General features: G+C 38.9%; 13 protein-coding genes. 6 read left to right on the forward strand and 7 right to left on the reverse strand.

The window, feature by feature from the left end; genetic code table 11:
* The first annotated feature begins 3 nt into the window (after positions 1-3).
* Positions 4-942, forward strand: a complete 939-nt coding sequence (locus RB214_RS16285; RefSeq protein WP_309167805.1) for a tetratricopeptide repeat protein — start codon at positions 4-6, stop codon at positions 940-942.
* A 43-nt stretch (positions 943-985) separates the two neighbouring features.
* On the opposite strand, the gene RB214_RS16290 is transcribed toward RB214_RS16285, so the two are convergent.
* A complete protein-coding gene (locus tag RB214_RS16290; protein ID WP_309167806.1) occupies positions 986-1,891 on the reverse strand; it encodes a DUF808 domain-containing protein in 906 nt (301 codons plus the stop codon).
* A 145-nt stretch (positions 1,892-2,036) separates the two neighbouring features.
* On the opposite strand from RB214_RS16290, the gene RB214_RS16295 reads away from it, so the two are divergent.
* The 5 genes from RB214_RS16295 to RB214_RS16315 all read left to right on the forward strand — a co-directional run bounded on the left by RB214_RS16295 (position 2,037) and on the right by RB214_RS16315 (position 7,354).
* Positions 2,037-2,318 (forward strand): MliC family protein, encoded by a 282-nt coding sequence (locus tag RB214_RS16295; protein WP_024605925.1) that lies wholly within the window; start codon positions 2,037-2,039, stop codon positions 2,316-2,318.
* A 66-nt stretch (positions 2,319-2,384) separates the two neighbouring features.
* A complete protein-coding gene (locus tag RB214_RS16300; protein ID WP_309167807.1) occupies positions 2,385-4,415 on the forward strand; it encodes a methyl-accepting chemotaxis protein in 2,031 nt (676 codons plus the stop codon).
* 71 nt (positions 4,416-4,486) lie between these two features.
* Complete coding sequence (gene ubiD / locus RB214_RS16305; RefSeq protein WP_002960958.1) at positions 4,487-5,953, forward strand: 4-hydroxy-3-polyprenylbenzoate decarboxylase; 1,467 nt, start codon at positions 4,487-4,489, stop codon at positions 5,951-5,953.
* A gap of 109 nt (positions 5,954-6,062) precedes the next feature.
* Complete coding sequence (fre, locus tag RB214_RS16310; RefSeq protein WP_149594663.1) at positions 6,063-6,776, forward strand: NAD(P)H-flavin reductase; 714 nt, start codon at positions 6,063-6,065, stop codon at positions 6,774-6,776.
* A 167-nt stretch (positions 6,777-6,943) separates the two neighbouring features.
* A complete protein-coding gene (locus RB214_RS16315; protein WP_309167808.1) occupies positions 6,944-7,354 on the forward strand; it encodes a CBS domain-containing protein in 411 nt (136 codons plus the stop codon).
* A 54-nt stretch (positions 7,355-7,408) separates the two neighbouring features.
* Here RB214_RS16315 and add read toward each other — a convergent pair whose 3' ends face one another.
* The 6 genes from add to RB214_RS16345 form a co-directional block, all read right to left on the reverse strand.
* Positions 7,409-8,410, reverse strand: a complete 1,002-nt coding sequence (gene add, locus RB214_RS16320; protein WP_309167809.1) for an adenosine deaminase — start codon at positions 8,408-8,410, stop codon at positions 7,409-7,411.
* A 127-nt stretch (positions 8,411-8,537) separates the two neighbouring features.
* Positions 8,538-11,225, reverse strand: a complete 2,688-nt coding sequence (locus tag RB214_RS16325; protein WP_309167810.1) for a CHASE domain-containing protein — start codon at positions 11,223-11,225, stop codon at positions 8,538-8,540.
* A gap of 51 nt (positions 11,226-11,276) precedes the next feature.
* Positions 11,277-12,383 carry a heme biosynthesis HemY N-terminal domain-containing protein gene (locus RB214_RS16330; protein ID WP_309167811.1) on the reverse strand — a complete coding sequence of 369 codons (1,107 nt, stop codon included), beginning with the start codon at positions 12,381-12,383 and terminating at the stop codon, positions 11,277-11,279.
* On the reverse strand, positions 12,380-14,221 hold the full coding sequence (locus RB214_RS16335) for a uroporphyrinogen-III synthase (protein ID WP_309167812.1): 1,842 nt from the start codon (positions 14,219-14,221) through the stop codon (positions 12,380-12,382). The genes RB214_RS16330 and RB214_RS16335 overlap by 4 nt, the downstream gene beginning before the upstream one ends.
* A complete protein-coding gene (gene hemC / locus RB214_RS16340) occupies positions 14,222-15,160 on the reverse strand; it encodes a hydroxymethylbilane synthase (protein WP_309167813.1) in 939 nt (312 codons plus the stop codon). It abuts the gene before it with no gap.
* 35 nt (positions 15,161-15,195) lie between these two features.
* Positions 15,196-16,173, reverse strand: a complete 978-nt coding sequence (locus RB214_RS16345) for a DUF2914 domain-containing protein (RefSeq protein ID WP_309167814.1) — start codon at positions 16,171-16,173, stop codon at positions 15,196-15,198.
* Positions 16,174-16,176 lie beyond the last annotated feature (3 nt).

Consider the following 16,176-nt stretch of genomic DNA (forward strand, 5'->3'; position numbering starts at 1 on the left):
TTTATGTTACTTTTCAACACGAGTGAAACATTTCCACATTTTGCACAAACAACACGCTGCCCTCATTGTCAAAGCGACGCCTACCATTTAGTAAATAAAAGCCGCTATTTACGGTTTAGTATTTTACCTATACTTGCCTTAAAATTAAGCTATAAACGCGAGTGCTATCAATGCGGAAAAAGCGAACCTGTAAAAATAACGCAACTACCGTTAATAGAAAAACTAAGCCTACCTAAATACTTTATTGGTGTATTTTTATTACTTTGGATTGTTTTATTTTTTTATCAACAGCACCTTAATAGCGAGACTCGAAAGGAAGGCTATTTAAATGCGCCTAAAATATATGATACCTACTTAGTACACGCCGACAAATTTACACACGAGCCCTGGACCCTAACCAATTTAAGAATTGCTCAAGTTTTAAATTTTGACGAACAATTTATTACCTTTCAGATAAGCAACTACAGCTATAAACGTAATAATAGTATTACTTTGGCAATGCGTACTAGCCAGCTAATTCAAGACAATTACTTTTCCACTAAAACAATCACCCTCCCTCGTGATGAAGTAGCACGCCTTTACAACGACGAAGCTATTTACGACGTGCTGCGCCCCTATGCCAACATCCTTTATGGTGGGTTTGTGATGCATCCTCCCAAACCTAAGCCACTATATAAAGGCTTAAAGCTCGATAAAAACAATCAACAAGGCATTATTTACTTTAAAGATGGTTTGTTTGTTGAAGCATTTAATAGCTTTAAACAAGCTGCTGAAGCGGGCTCTCAATGGGGGCAATTAAATTTAGCGCAAATGTATCGTGATGGTCAGGGAATAGAACAGGATCAACAGCAAGCTATTTATTGGTACAAAAAGGCCATTGAGCAAAAAAATACTAAAGCACAATTTGAATTGGAATCTCTTTGTAAAATAGCTAACTGTTAATGAGTGAATTCCAAGCTGGCGCAACAAGTACGCCAGCTTGGAATTATTTTTTAAATAACTTTGTATAACCTACATGTATAAGCACAACAACTAAGCCAGCAGTCACGCCTAGCAAACCATCAAACAATAGAGGAGCTAATACTTCTCCTGTACCGCCAGCAACAGATTGGGCATAGTTTGTTACATCGACTTGAGTATGATGCAGTAACTCAACACCATGTACTAAAATCCCGCCACCGACTAAAAACATCGCGATGGTGCCCGCAAATGCTAAAAACTGCATCAACCTAGGCGCTGCTGCGAGTAAGCCTTTCCCAAGTAATTCTTTAAATTTATTAGCTGACACTTTAGATTGGTTGAGTAAATAAAGCCCGGCATCATCCAGTTTTACAATACCTGCCACTAAGCCATAAACACCAATAGTCATTATAATTGCGATAACACAAAGCACTAAAGCTTGATTAAGCAATGTAGCACCTGCCACAGTACCTAAAGTAATCACAATAATTTCGGCAGAAAGAATAAAGTCGGTTCTTATTGCCCCTTTTATTTTTTGTTTTTCGTACTCAACTAAATCTAATTTCTCACCCTCGTCTACCGCCTCACTGTTATGAGGCAAAAACTTAGCAAATACTTTTTCAGCTCCCTCAAAACATAAAAACAAACCACCCATCATTAAAAGCGGTGTTATTAACCAAGGCAGCCATACGCTTATTAATAAAGCAGCGGGTACGAGTATCGCTTTATTTAAAAATGAGCCCTTTGCCACAGCCCAAACAACCGGTAATTCACGCTCTGCTGCTACACCTGTAACCTGCTGTGCATTGAGCGCTAAGTCATCGCCTAATACACCCGCTGTTTTTTTTGTTGCAACCTTACTCATTGTCGCAATGTCATCAAGTAAAGTGGTTATATCATCTAATAACGTTAAAAGGTTAGTGCCTGCCATAAAGCTTCCGAGCTCAAAAAATATTGCTATAAACATAACTTAAAGCGCTACTTTCACCAACGGTTAATTTTGCTTTGTTATTCTTACATTAGATTAAAATTTTGCCCTGTGTTTTAACTAACGTTTAAAGAAGATGGGAGGAAAAATGAAAGTATATTTAGCATTAATCGCTATTTTACTAAGCTTAACCGCATGTAGTGATTTAAAAACCAGTACTGCTTACCAATGCGATGATGAGAGCGTAAAACTCAATATTATTAATAATTCTGAAGCCGAACTTATCTTTAACAATAAAGTGCATGTACTTAATCACGAAAAAAGTGCATCTGGGAATAAATATATAAGTGAAGAGGTACTGTTTTGGGGTAAGGGTAAGGAAGCCATGTTAATCATTGCAGGTAAAAAAAGACAGTGCACCAAGGTTTAACATAAAAAAAACCAATAAATTACAATAGTGCTACAATAATTAAAGACCCATTATTGTGATGAAGTTATGCGTTCAATTGCGATCAAACATAAAATAATTTTAGCCTTTACAGCCATTGGCATATTGGTGCTAACAAGTAGTGTATTTTTTTATTGGTCATTAAACAAAATTAGCGTTAACAATACCCGAACCGAAAAATTAGCGGTTCCGTTACAACAGTTCAGCAAAGATTTAAGGCTATCATTACTGTCTATTACCAAATTTAACGCCTTAGCTTACAGCCAAGCAAACCTTGATTTACTTCAACAAAATAAAAAACAGGCGCAAGTTGAGCAACAACAATTTAGCGATATGCTCAATTTGTTAAGCACTCAACTAAATCAACAAATAACAATGCAAAATTTACTCACCAGTACCAACGCAGGTTTCGAGCAACTGACTGAAGTAAGTGTCGCAATGTTTAGCGCTAAAGAGCGTAAGTTTGTAGCGCAAAATTCCACCATAGAATTATCAGCAACGTTTAACGAGCAACTTTACAATTTAAGTTCTAACTTACTTGATATAGAACTTTTAGAAGTGCCTGTAAAACAGCAGGCGTTACTTAATGCTATGTTTGGAACAGCGACCCGTATAGATGATTTATTGTTTAACTTAAGCAATAATATAAAAAGCATTACTCAAACTGCAAGTATCAATGATTTAAATAGTCATCAGCAAGATACTCTATTTCTACTAGATAACATCCAACCTAATTTCACCTATTTAGAGCAACAAGCGCTACCTTTTGATAATGCGTTTAATGCTAAAAATTTAACGGCTAAGTTTAATCAATTAAGAGAGTTACTTAACAACGATACAGGAATTTACGCCCAACAAAATAAAGTACTCAAAAGTGCTATTGCTGCAGCTCAAAATTTTGAACACTTTCAACAGCAATTTATAACAACAGAAGGTCAGCTTATTGAACTTAATAAATTGGCTGATGAGCGCTTTAATGCCTTACAAACTAATGCAAAGGCCGCCATAAATACAGGGATTAGTTCTGTAGTAATTATTACGATTGTTTTAATTATATTGATTATCGCAATCTCTATTTTTACAACTCGCGCAATGCTAAAACCGCTTAAAAAAGTAAACCGCGATTTAGCCCGAATCGCCTCAGGTGATTTATCAAAGCGAAGCCACCCACGTAGTAAAGATGAATTTGGTACTTTGCTAAATAACATAAATAAACTCAGTGAAGATCTTACTAACCTAATTGGTGCAATTAGTAGCGACGCCCACGAACTAGACCGCAGCGCTATTAAAACCAGTGAAAAAGGTCAGCAAATGACGGTTGTTGCACAACAGCAGTTAGAGCGAAGCGCGCAGGCAACATCGCTTGCACAAAATATGCTAACCAACTCACAAGCGGTTTATGAGCAAGCTGATAAAACATCAAGTGAAATAACCAATGCATCGCAATTTGCAAATGATGTAAACGAGATTGCTAATCAAAATAGTCTAAGTATAGAAACTTTATTGCAGCGCCTTGATAAAGCAGTAGGCAGCACAGAAGAACTCGCACAGTACACCCAGCTTATTGAAGCCATTGTTGAAACAATTAGTAGCATTGCCGAGCAAACTAACTTACTAGCACTTAATGCTGCAATTGAAGCAGCGCGAGCGGGTGAAAACGGACGCGGGTTTGCTGTAGTTGCTGATGAGGTTCGATCATTAGCTGCTCGTACACAAACCTCGACTAGCGAAATAAACACCATGATCCAAACATTGCAACAACACACTAAAACAACTCAAGAACACATTACTGATGGCCAATACCAAGCCAAGCAATGTGTTAAAAACAGCACTGAACTAAATAAAGCCGTAGAGCGTATTAAAAGCACATTGTTGTCTGTTAATCAGATGAGTGAGCAAATTGCTCATGCATCACATGAGCAATTGACTAACAGTGGCGACATTCAACAAATAATGGCCAAGGTGACAGAGCAAGCAACCTTGAATGCCCAAAATGCGACAACCCTAGCAAGCGAAAGTGAAGACGTAAACCAACTTGCACACTCTTTAACGAGTGCCGTAGAGCGCTTTAAGTTTTAAGTGCAAGTAATGACTTGCCTTGCATGAAATGGGTATAATACTTTAACTCTTTTGCTTAATAGCGGCCCACAATGAAATATAAAGATCTACGTGATTTTATCGATTTGCTTGAAAAAAAAGGCGAACTTAAACGTATCACCCAAGAAATCGACCCGTATCTTGAAATGACCGAAATATCTGATCGCACATTGCGTGCAAAAGGCCCTGCGTTATTATTTGAAAACCCAAAAGGCTACGATATGCCGGTACTTACCAACTTATTTGGTACACCAAAACGCGTAGCAATGGGCATGGGCCAAACAGATGTTAGCGAGCTTCGCGAAGTGGGTAAGCTACTCGCTTTTTTAAAAGAACCTGATCCACCAAAGGGTATTAAAGAAGCTCTAGGCGCTATACCTATTTTTAAGCAAGTGCTTAATATGCCTGCAAAAGAAGTTAAAAAAGCACCTTGCCAACAAGTAGTTTTAGAAGGTGATGATGTAGATTTAACTAAATTACCTATTCAGCATTGTTGGCCAGGTGATGCAGCGCCATTAATCACATGGGGCCTTACAGTTACTAAAGGGCCTTATAAAAAGCGCCAAAATTTAGGTATTTATCGCCAGCAATTATTAGGCAAAAATAAAATAATTATGCGCTGGTTGTCACATCGTGGTGGCGCGCTTGATTTTCAAGAATGGTGTAAAGAAAACCCAGGGCAACCCTACCCTGTATCGGTAGCATTAGGTGCCGATCCTGCCACTATATTAGGTGCCGTAACGCCTGTACCTGACACTCTAAGCGAATATGCATTCGCTGGGTTATTACGTGGCAGCAGAACCGAAGTTGTAAAATCTATTTCAAATGACCTACAAGTCCCTGCCAGTGCAGAAATAGTACTTGAAGGTTACATAATGCCTGGTGAAATGGCGCCAGAAGGCCCTTATGGTGACCATACCGGTTACTATAATGAAGTCGATGACTTTCCAGTAATGACGGTCACTCATTTAACGCATCGTAAAGATCCTATTTATCACAGCACATTTACCGGCCGTCCGCCTGATGAGCCTGCTATTTTAGGTGTGGCACTTAATGAAGTGTTTGTGCCGATACTACAAAAGCAATTCCCTGAAATTGTCGACTTTTACCTTCCGCCTGAAGGGTGCTCATATCGTATGGCGATTGTAACAATGAAAAAACAATATCCAGGCCATGCTAAGCGCGTGATGATGGGAGTTTGGTCGTTCTTACGCCAGTTTATGTACACCAAATTTGTAATCGTCTGCGATGACGATGTTAACGCCCGCGATTGGGAAGATGTTATTTGGGCTATAACAACCCGAATGGATCCAGCGCGTGATACAACATTAATAGAAAACACACCTATTGATTATCTCGATTTTGCATCACCAGTCTCAGGTCTTGGTTCAAAAATGGGAATGGATGCTACCAATAAATGGCCTGGCGAAACCACCCGCGAATGGGGCGAGCCTATTGTTATGGATAAAGACACCAAAGACCGTGTAGATGATATTTGGGAAAGCCTTAATATTGTTTAAGTGTTTATATGTAAGTACATATCAGGCTATAAAATAACCCTGCAGATATGCTAGAATCGAGCTATTCGATTGCGTATCTGCTGTTACAAGCGCTGCTAAAAGGTAAAAAATGCAAACATTAAAAGCTGAAGTTGTAGCTATCAGCCCACTTACAGAATTTGTTCATAAAGTAATTTTAAAGCCACAACAACCTGTGACCTTTGAAGCTGGCCAATACATGCAACTCGTATTAGGCGAAAAAGACAAACGTGCTTTTTCTATAGCTAGTCGCCCTTCACAGTGCGATGCAATAGAACTGCATATTGGCGCCTCAGGTGCCGATTCGTATGCAATGCAATCGTTAGAGCATTTACGAAACGCCCATACCACAGGGCAGTTAGTAGACATTGAAGCTGGCTTGGGTATTTCACAGTTGCGCCTGCAATGTGAGCGCCCTATTATTTTACTCGCCGGTGGTACTGGTTTTTCATACGCAAAATCAATGGCTGATCATTTAGCTGAAATAAAATGCGACCGTCCTGTATTGTTTTACTGGGGCGTAAAAGAAGAATCTGCTTTATACGCACACACAGAAATGCAAGCATGGGCAGATAGCCATGAGAATTTTAAGTTTATTCCTGTAGTAGAAAATCCATCTGCTAATTGGCAAGGACACACTGGCTATGTACACAAAGCAGTAATGCAAGATATTGTGTCACTAGAACCATACGATATTTATATGGCAGGTCGTTTTGACATGATAGGTATTGTCCGTGATGACTTTATTACTCATGGTGCAATTCGTGAAAACATGTACGCAGATGCATTCGCATTTATCAAATAATTGAAATTTACTTTCAGTTATAAATAAAGGCACCTAATCGGTGCCTTTATTTTTATAACAACAAATATTTAATAGTTAAAACCTATCAACTCCATCAATATAAACAATTTCCTAAATCCCTATCTATAAACCATACTTTGTATAGAACATCAGCGGGAGAGACCCAAATGCTAAATACAAAAGTAAAAGATTTTATGCAACGCAAGTTGCCAAATATCACACCAGATACAGAAATGACGACAGCCATAGCAGAACTACAAAAATTTAAACTACTTGGCGCACCAGTATTTGATAAAGATAAATACTTAGTTGGATTTATATCAGAGCAAGAGCTGTTACAACCACTTACTCAAAGCAGTTATTTTTGTGATGGGATGGTTAAAGTATCGCAGCTTATGCAAACAGAGGTAGTGACCGTTAGCGGCGATACCAACATTATTGAGCTTGCACAGCAGATACAGCCTGGTAAACCAAAAAACTACCCTGTTGTAGAGGGCATTAAAGTAATCGGTATGATCAGCCGAGCAGATGTACTTAAAGCACTTTACGATAATTACATAAGCTGCCAAACACACTAAATTGCAGATACAAAAATGCCGCTTATATAAAGCGGCATTTTTAATGCTCTTACATTAACGTGCGCTAACGAGTGCTAAAAGTTCTTTTTTATCGCCATCGCTTAAAAATGCTATTTCTAAAGCATTTTTTTGGGCTTTTTCCATATCAGCTTGAGATAAGCCTGCTTTAGGTGCAGCAACGGTATATTCATACTCAATTTCAATACCTTCAACCGCAGGATCATCAGTATTAATACACGCTAAAATACCATGATCTAAAAACTGTTTAAGTGGGTGCTTAGTTAAATCGTTTACTGTACTGGTTTGAATATTACTTGTTAAGCATGACTCAATACCAATACGGTTATCGCGTAAATAATCCATTAGTTTTGGATCTTCAATTGCTTTAACGCCATGCCCTATTCGGCTCGCACCCAACTCATTAATTGCTTGCCAAATACTTGGAGCACCAAGTGCTTCTCCAGCATGAATAGTCGAAGCTAAATACGCATTTCGTACTTGTTTAAAGTGCTCTACAAACAACTCACCCGGGAAGCCAATTTCGTCACCGGCTAAATCAACAGCGACTAAATCATTTTTAAATGCGAGTAATGCATCAAGCTCTTTTTGACACGTTTTTACGCCATAAGTACGCGATAAAATACCAATCAAGTTAGCTTTTATATTTGCGCCCTTTGTTGCTGATTTAATACCATCAACAACTGCCTCTACAACGCCTTCTGGGTGTAAACCTTGGCTTTGTGCCATGTAGTAAGGGCTAAATCGAAGCTCCACATAATCAAGACCTTGTGCTTGTGCATCTTCAATGTTTTCAATTGCGATACGTCTACACGCATCGTAGTCGCCAAGCACAGTAACTCCCCAATCTAACTTTTGTAAAAAAGCCATGAGGTTTGGTTCAGGATCAATAACTTGAACATGAGGGATTAATGCTTCAACGTTATCTGCAGGTAGCTCTATATTAAACTGTCGACCAAGTTCTAATATGGTTTGCGCACGTACATTACCGTCTAAATGGCGGTGAATATCTAGCAAAGGTAATTCTCTATTGATCATAATAGCAACCCAGTTTAGTTAAATTTGCGCGCATGATACGCAGATACAGTTATTTTTCAAGTCTATATGATTTGCGGTAAGTTTTAGCGGTCATATGTCTGCTTTTTGTGCAAAAAAATGATATAGCCTATTTTCCTGATAAGTAATGCCAAAGAGTTTTAAAAAGCGTATTTGCATCAATAGGTTTGGTAATATAGCCATTCATTCCACAGGCTAGTGCCTTTTTAACGTCATCGTCATGGGCGTTCGCCGATAGCCCTATTATGGGTAAATCAATTAACTCTAAATCACGACGAATTACTTTTGTTGCTTTGAGTCCATCCATTTTTGGCATTTGAATATCCATAAGCACAATGTCGTAGCTATTTTCGGCTAGCTTTTCTATGGCTTCAAAACCATCGTTAGCAATGTCGGCAATACAGCCTTTCGTTTTTAAAATAGCATTAGCAACATGCTGATTAAGTGGATTATCTTCTACTAAAAGTAATTTACAGCCTGTAAATGATAATGTACTTACGTCTATTTCGTTGTGTTGCTGCTGAATTTGTTCTGCCTTTGGTAAAGGCGATATTAGCGGCAAACTAAATGTAAATGTAGAGCCTTTACCTTCATAACTAACTAAATCAATTGCACCACCCATTAACTCAACCAGTTTTTTGCAAATACTTAATCCTAAGCCTGTACCACCATATTGGCGTGAGGTTGAGCTATCAGCTTGTGCAAACGGTTTAAACAATTGTTTCTGTGCTTCGCTACTAATACCAATACCCGTATCGTTAATACTAAAATAAGTCATTTTTTTCGATTGCCAAATTTTCAGAGTGATTTCACCTTCCCCTGTAAATTTAACCGCATTATTGAGCAGATTCAGCAGCACTTGTTTTAAGCGAATTGGATCGGTATTAATGACCAAATTTGATGTTTTATCAAAATCGAGACTTAACTTTATTGATTTAATGTCAGCTTCAAACTGAAGTAAATTAAGCATTTCATCCGCTAAACTCGCTACGTTAATAGGCTCTTGCATTAAGTCTAGCTTGCCTGCTTCCATTTTTGAAAAGTCGAGCACATCGTTTAATACCCGCAGTAAAACACCCAGTGCTCCATCTGCTTGTTCAATGTAACTCCTTGCTTGTTGCCAATCATTCTGTTGCAGCGCCAAATAATGCAGCCCTTTTATACCGTTAATAGGGGTGCGGACTTCGTGACTCATGTTTGCTAAAAACTGCCCTTTAATGTGACTCGCTTCATCTGCTTTTTGTTTTTCTTTGCGTAATGTATGCGTTTGCTTAGCCACTTGTTCGCGAATTTGTATGTTTGTACCTGTAACTGAAATCAAAAATGTAATCAGTAACCACACAAACAACATACCTACTATTTGTGCAAGCCAATACATTAACCAAGACGTTCTAACTATTGGTTCATATAACTCGACCTGCCACATGCGTTTGCTAATCAACAATTGATATTCTTTAAACAGCGTTTGCGAGTTATCGGTATCGGCAATATAAATTGCCTGCTTTTTCCCTGGTATCGTTGTATCAAAAAAACTGACTGAAATTGAGTTGTTGTGATCAAATAATAGTGTTTGCGATAAGCGTTTCAGACTGACAATCGCTGCCACAAAACCTTGAAAATCATCTTCGGTAGACGACTCTCCAAAAACAGGATATAAAAAGAGTACACCGTCTTCAGCTGTATTTTGGACCAAGTTAATTGGCTCACTTAGTGCAAGTTCATTAAGCTCTTTCGCTTTGCTAAGCGCTGCACCTCTTACTTTACTAGAAGCTAAATCAAACCCTAAAACATCTTCATTACCTTTTAAGGGATATACGTACTTTACAGGAAAGTAATTACTACGAGTACCTGCAGGTTGCCAACCTCCATCAAGTGACTTTTCTTTTATATATAAAGGTTTGCCTGTGGCTGTATTATCACGAGCTTCAAAATCTGCGAGTTTATTTGCTGGTATATAAGGTATCCATTCAAAAGCTAGAATTTCTTGGCTGTAGTCCAACTGCTTTGAAGTAAATTGTTTAAACTCTTTAAAGTTCACGTCACTACTACTAGCAAAAAACGTAGCTAATAAGCCTAAATGAGCAGTAATACCATCAAGCTTTTGGCTTATAGCATTTTGCACAACAAGTATTTTGGCTTCTTGCTTTTGAATGTCTTTTTCTTTTTTAACACTAGCAGCGCCATAAAAACTAACGCTGATCAGTATATAAATTAATAGCGAGGGTAAAATTACCAACATACGGTGGCGTACTTGTGTGTAATTAAAAGCGGCGAGTACTAAAGGTGTAAATATAAGTACGCCAATACTGTCGCCAATCCACCATGCTATAAAGTTATCAAAAATAGCATTGGTCGGAAGCACATTATTCAATGCTAATAAACTTGTTCCTACACCTGCAGCAATAACACAACATATTGGTCCTGCTACTATTAAGCTCTGCACACTGTGTTTTAAAGAAGATAAATCTAGTGGAGTCTTTATAACATTTACTATAATTTGACGACCAATCCAAGCCTGTAAAACAGAGGCTAAAGTGACGCAAATAGCTTGTAAAAGCACATTAAAATGAAGAATATCTACGGTGTTATCAAGATGAATTAAGTTAGTACAGAAAGCACCAAGAATAAGGCCAATAAATGACTTACGTCCCCAAATTAAAAAGCTCGCTAAAGCAATTCCTGAGGGCGGCCAAGAGGCAACCGCATAGCCATCTACAGAAAGAAGTGAGTTGCTAAAATACCCAGTAAAAAAGTAAGCACAAGCCAAGCTAAGGGTTAATATTAAAAACTTTCTCAATGCTTGTGCTCCTGAACTACAAAAAATGCTAAGTAGTTATAGTGTAGTCATTTATTGATATAAAACGAGCGCCTTTTCTGCCTGTGCACTATTTTTATAACTCAACACAGCTTGTTCAGAGAACTGTTTTTTATTTTCACTATTCAGTGCTTTATCAAAAATTCTAGCTGCTAAGTCATAATCACCCTTAGCATTAGCAAGGCAAGCTAGCGCAAGTAATAGTGAATTATTTGAATCATCCTTTTTAAGGCGTTCTTGAATGCTTATTTGCAACTTAGCTGCATCGGCTGCTGTTGCTTTACTTAATATATTGGCAAGCTCTAAGTGTTGCTCATTGTGCTTAACCATTTTAATTAAGTCACTTTCAATAGCAGCCAATTGACCTGCTTGCGCCATTTGCATTAAATATGCGGTGTGGGCATGAGCTTGCAGCTTTTTCGGTAGCTGTTTATATTTTTCACTCAGTTTGTCTGCATCTAACGCATTAAAGTAGGCACTAAATAACTGCGTCCACTGTGCATCAGTAAGTGCTTTTTTGCGTAATAAACGCGGCAAAAAATCTTCCAGCGCACTAAAGTGTTGTTGCTGTACTAATACTTCTGCATAAAGTTTTAACTCAAGTGCGGTGGCTTTTTTAGCTTCTGCGCTAATACGCATTTGTGATTCAATCGCGCTACTGTCGCCACTTGCCAACCATAGCTTTGCTACTTTTAATTGATGCTCTGGGCTTATTTCAAATAAACGCTCAAGTGCTTTATCTGTTTGATTATTAGCAAGCGCTGCTTTTGCAAGTAATGCTAAGCGAATATCTTCAAACTTATCTGGTACGCTATTACCCGATAGAGCCTGCTCTACATGCTCATAATCATCATTAATAGCACTCCACAGAGCCTGCTCAATAGCTACTTGTTTGCGCTCTTGGCTACGTGCAAAAAAGCCATGTTTAGTATTATGATAAATCGATAATAAGTAGCGGATTAGCTTATATGTTAAATATAAAACAACAGCGGTAATGACTGCCATTATACAAAACGATACTATCGTGCCTTCTATCGTCGTATTGTTAAATGAAATAAGTACATAACCTTTTTCATCTAGCACAAATGGAGTAACCGCTAGTACAACAATAGCTACAATTAAAATAATTAGCCCTATCATTGCGCCCACTCCTTAACCTTTTGTGTACTATTTAAGGTTATTTTTGGATTAAAATTAAGCTGCTCTTTTTCGAGTTTAGACAACGTTTTAAGTACCGTTTTGGTTGCATCATCGTCTTGCTTAAAGTACTCACCAACTAAACGTTTTGCTTCACTTAAGGCGCTAAAGAAAATACTCGCCTGCTTACTCATAAGTGCATCTTGTGCCTGAGTTATATTAAGCTTGATTCGTTGATTAATTAAATGGCGCTCTTGATCTGTAAGTAATGGCTCAATGGAAACACCTTCGTGCTGGCGAATAGTAATAAAGCTATCCACAATTTTATTCCAGCTATTACTCAGGTTTTGCTGCCAATCACTCACGTCATCACTTAAAGCATTTTCATCTATTGCAGCCGCTTCTTCTGGCAAGTTAACCGCATTAAAAACTAAATTATCAACGCTATTAAGTGCACTGTTTAGCTGTAAATAAATAGCCTCTGTTGCTATAGGTTTAAGGCTATCAAGTGTTTGTATGTCTTGCATAATAGCTTGGCGAACTTCAACTGTTCCTGGGTGTTCGCTAAGTAATGCATCTAAGCGCTTTAAAACAGCACTAGTGCCTTGGTAATCTTTTTCAGCCCATAATTTAAATTCAGCCATACGCTGTAAGCTGGTTACTTCTTGTGGGTTTAAAGACGAGCCTTGTTGCTGCGCTTTTTGCAGGGCTGCTTTTAGCTCTTGCTGATTTTGAGCTGCACTTTCACTTAGGGTTGCGGCTACTTTTTTCTCACTATTAAACAGCGATTGCTGCAAATTAGATTGCGCCGATTTAAGTGCTTGCAGCTCTTGAACGAGTAACTTATTTTGCTCGCTTAACTCATTAACGGCTAGGTTTTGCGCCTTACCAGCATTTAATTTTTGATAAAACTCGTATCCAACACCAGAGGCCACAATTAACGAAATAAGAAGCGCAAGTGCTGCAAGCTTACTTACCTTTTGTTTGTTTTTTTCTGTCGTATTTTTTGTAGCTGCTGGCTCTTGCTTAGCTGATTTAGCTGAGGCCGGGTTAGCTATTGTTGATGTGGCTTTTTCTGCCGTAACTGGCTTTGACTGTTCGCTCATGTTGCTACCTTGCTGATTTATGCAGGTAAACATAGCATTATCGCTAGCCCCTGCTGCAATGTGTATATTAGCCGAACTTACCTGTTGCAGCTTTAAATAAGCGGCTATACGCTCGCTAGCAACATAAAATCGGCACTGTTGTAACCATTGTAGTTGGTGTGCAGTAAGGCTTTTAAATATAGCATCAACTGCTGCATTACTTGTTATGACTATACCGTGTACATTCTGGCTTTTCCAGTGGTCTGTCCAGTTAGAGGTAATACTCTCTGTCGGTTCACGTTTGTACACAACACAATTATTTAAAAAAGCACCGCGCTCTTTGAGCGTTTTAGCTAACTCAGGACGGCCACCTTGCCCCTTAACTAACACTATATTACTGCCATCAACCTCGGCGAGTGATTTGAGCGCAAGCAACCCTTCTGAATCATACTGCTTTGGTACTGCTGCGCGCACACCAAATTGCTCATATATAATGTCGGCTGTTTGTTGTCCAACCGCATAAAACTGCGCTTTGGTGTTTATATCGGGTTTTAATTGCGAAAGTGCACTGACTGCATCTTGCGATATAAATATTATTTTATCTGCATTTAACAGCGGACTAAGTTCAGTGCTGGAGGGTGTTAAATGCGTTATTTTTAATACCGGAAATAAAGACGCCTGATAACCCGCTTGCTCAAGTTGCTGTGCAAGGGCTGCGCCTTTTCCTTCGGGCCGAGTTATCAGAATATGTGTCATTTATGCGTCTCTATAAACTTCAGCTAATATTTTGTCTGCGCCTTGAGCTAGTAATTTTTTAGCAAGCTCAATACCTAGTTCTTTTGCGTCATTTACATGACCTGTTACTTCGTCACGTAAAATTTCGCTGCCATCAACAGCACCCACTAAACCACGCAAATGTACCTGCTCGCCATCAACTAATGCATAAGCACCAATAGGAACTTGGCAACCACCTTCTAAATAGCGGTTCATCGAACGCTCTGCATTTACGCGAATACGTGTTTGGGTATGCTCAAGTGGTGCAAGTAATGCTTTTGTTACTTCATCATCCATACGACATTCAATACCTACAGCGCCTTGACCATTTGCCGGTAATGACACTTCTGGCTCAATGTAGTCAGCAATACGCTTACTCATTTTTAAACGAATAAGCCCCGCTGCCGCTAAAATAATAGCATCGTATTGGCCATCATCTAATTTACCTAAACGCGTATTTACATTACCGCGCAAATCACGAATATCTAAATCAGGGCGAAGTGCTTTAATTTGGCACTGGCGGCGTAAGCTCGAAGTACCCACAATGGCGCCCTGTGGTAGCTCGTTTAAATTTGCAAAATTGTTTGATACAAACGCATCACGCGGATCTTCACGCTCACAAATAGTATACAGCTCTAATCCTTCTGGGAACTCTACTGGCACGTCCTTCATAGAATGCACGGCAATATCAGCTCGGCCATCTAACATAGCTTGCTCTAGCTCTTTAACAAATAAGCCTTTACCGCCAATTTTAGCCAATGGCGTATCTAAAATTATATCCCCTTGCGTCGACATTGGGACTAATTCTACGCGCACATCTGCATGGAAACGCTCAAGCTCTGCTTTTACAAATTCGGCCTGCCAAAGTGCTAAGGCGCTTTTGCGCGTTGCGATGCGTACTAATTTTGTTTTTTCTGTCATAGGGATATCCAATTAATTACTGCGTTTAGCTAGTTTTAGTCAGCTAAAATTCTAAACTCTTTTTGGGCAATTAAATTGCCTTGCTCATCAACTACATCAACACGCCAATGGCCTGTTTGTGTGTCCATGATATTTTTTGTTGAGTACGTTCTGTAGCGAGGCGAAGTAACATTAAGTGTAATTTCAGCCATAGTTTCACCTTCAAACGACCAAACATGCTTAACTTGCTGGCCTTGAAGATTTTTAATCTCACTAAAAAACGATACGCCTTCATCAAACTGACTTAATCTAATATCAGCAGCAAACACATTAGTGGGCTCACGCTTACTTACTTTACGAGTAAGTACCGCACGGCTAATTTTACCCGTGTCTATTTGCGCGCCCAAAGCCACACTTGCCACTTGTGCTGTCGGCGAAAAACCTTCAGTGCCACTCAATGCGCCATCATCACTTTCTAACTCTAAAAGTAAGTCGCTTTGACTGGCTAGCTCAGCTACGTTTTGAGCTTCTGCGGTTTCTTCTTGCACATCATTATCAAGGTTTGAGTTTAACTCTGTATTAATGCTTTCGCTTTGTTCAGTAACACTATCGTTGTTAGCCAATAAAACAGGGGGATTATTTACAAGCTCAGCTTCATCAGATGTATTACTTGAAATGCTTAGTTGAGCCTCATTTTGCTCAGCTGACAACGGTTCAATCCGAGCTTGCATTACCTCTGCAGATTCATTAGGGGTATTGTTTACTGATGATTCAAGCTCAACATCCGTTACTTCAACGCTTGCCTGGTTTTGAGCGTTACTGCTAAAGCTTAAAAATTGCTCCTGCTCATTTGGATGCTCACCTTGCTCTGCACTGGCTGACGTTGTTAAGCCATACACAACTGCTGCAGAGGTCATTAATACCAACATAGCAATACTCACAATACGACGCCAATTCCACTCGTAGCTTACCGTTGGTACACTCTCTTGTAGTTCGCGTTTAACATTTGCTTTAATAACTATTTTTTGACTCATATT

Origin of the sequence: Pseudoalteromonas sp. HL-AS1, from assembly GCF_031198785.1 — a bacterium.
Lineage (GTDB): Bacteria > Pseudomonadota > Gammaproteobacteria > Enterobacterales > Alteromonadaceae > Pseudoalteromonas > Pseudoalteromonas distincta.

Coding starts and splice junctions, on each gene's coding strand:
- RB214_RS16285 (WP_309167805.1), top strand. CDS start 4: ATGTTACTTTTCAACACGAGTGAAACATTTCCACATTTTGCACAAACA.
- RB214_RS16290 (WP_309167806.1), bottom strand. CDS start 1,891: ATGGCAGGCACTAACCTTTTAACGTTATTAGATGATATAACCACTTTA.
- RB214_RS16295 (WP_024605925.1), top strand. CDS start 2,037: ATGAAAGTATATTTAGCATTAATCGCTATTTTACTAAGCTTAACCGCA.
- RB214_RS16300 (WP_309167807.1), top strand. CDS start 2,385: ATGCGTTCAATTGCGATCAAACATAAAATAATTTTAGCCTTTACAGCC.
- ubiD (WP_002960958.1), top strand. CDS start 4,487: ATGAAATATAAAGATCTACGTGATTTTATCGATTTGCTTGAAAAAAAA.
- fre (WP_149594663.1), top strand. CDS start 6,063: ATGCAAACATTAAAAGCTGAAGTTGTAGCTATCAGCCCACTTACAGAA.
- RB214_RS16315 (WP_309167808.1), top strand. CDS start 6,944: ATGCTAAATACAAAAGTAAAAGATTTTATGCAACGCAAGTTGCCAAAT.
- add (WP_309167809.1), bottom strand. CDS start 8,410: ATGATCAATAGAGAATTACCTTTGCTAGATATTCACCGCCATTTAGAC.
- RB214_RS16330 (WP_309167811.1), bottom strand. CDS start 12,383: ATGATAGGGCTAATTATTTTAATTGTAGCTATTGTTGTACTAGCGGTT.
- RB214_RS16335 (WP_309167812.1), bottom strand. CDS start 14,221: ATGACACATATTCTGATAACTCGGCCCGAAGGAAAAGGCGCAGCCCTT.
- hemC (WP_309167813.1), bottom strand. CDS start 15,160: ATGACAGAAAAAACAAAATTAGTACGCATCGCAACGCGCAAAAGCGCC.
- RB214_RS16345 (WP_309167814.1), bottom strand. CDS start 16,173: ATGAGTCAAAAAATAGTTATTAAAGCAAATGTTAAACGCGAACTACAA.